Source organism: Oceanispirochaeta sp. M1 (genome assembly GCF_003346715.1).
Classification (GTDB): domain Bacteria; phylum Spirochaetota; class Spirochaetia; order DSM-2461; family DSM-2461; genus Oceanispirochaeta.
Genome location: NZ_QQPQ01000134.1, coordinates 1 through 981 on the forward strand (window position 1 = coordinate 1; position 981 = coordinate 981).

Sequence of the window (981 nt, forward strand, 5' to 3'; positions counted from 1 at the left end):
TCAGTTCCGGATCAAGATTTTCTTCGGTTCTCAATAAGACATTAGGGATGACATCGACAAGTCTCTTGGTAGAGTCAAAGAAATTGTTTCTTATGTTATGGGAATGTACAGCCAAATCTTCCATCTCCTCATCGATGTGCTGCCCTTCAAGAGCGCTGAACTTATCCAGAATATCGAGAATACTTCTGTTTAATAAGTCGTCCTGCCCCTTCTCTTCAATAAGGTGCTTACCGAGACTGTTCACGTCTGAAATGGTTGGAGCATAAATTTTATAACCATCGAGGGGATTGGCATATGTCGCCTGGAAGACACCCAATATTATCCCGAGAGTCTTGGAATAGATCTCAGCAGGATGATATTTTGCGAGGAAACTGAAACAGGTGGCCACAATGAAATAATTGGGCTGTATAGAGCTCATAAACAGGAAGGGATCTCTGGTTCCCAGAAGAGCATCGATTACATGGTGATTTCTGACTCCGAGCACTTTCAGGAATATGGGATAATTGCTGCTGGTAATTCCGATGCTATTGAGATAGGTCGAATAGGTCATGGATGCTTCTACCGCTTCATTGGTTCTGCATCCCATAAAACCTTTTAGTAGATTATATTCAATGGCCGCAATATCCTGCTGGGTATATGATATTTTCTTTTCAAAAAGTTCTTTCATTTATTTACTCTCCTTTATTTAGTAACAAAGAGCTGTGTCGGGGCAATCTCTTTCGCAATATAATCTGATTTTACAAGCAGAACCTGAGAAATGATGTCTTCCATTTTCTTTCTCTTGTCGAAGAAAAATGTCCTTATGTTATTGGCCTGTCGAGCGGTCTGTTCCACACCTTCATCCTTGGTGGTACCGGCAAGAGAGCCAATTCGGTCTAGTACATCGAGCATACAGCGGTTGTTCAGATCATCCTGACCGAGCTCTTTGTTAAGATGTTTTCCAAGGTTATTAACATCATTGATACTGGTTGTAAAGATTTT

General features: G+C 41.0%; 1 protein-coding gene and 1 pseudogene. Both read right to left on the minus strand.

Going from position 1 to position 981, the window contains the following annotated elements; translation table 11 throughout:
- Positions 1 to 667: hypothetical protein (locus DV872_RS26145; RefSeq protein ID WP_114632908.1), on the minus strand; the 667-nt coding region annotated here is incomplete at its 3' end.
- A gap of 14 nt (positions 668 to 681) precedes the next feature.
- Positions 682 to 981: pseudogene (locus DV872_RS26150) on the minus strand (hypothetical protein); the annotation flags it as partial.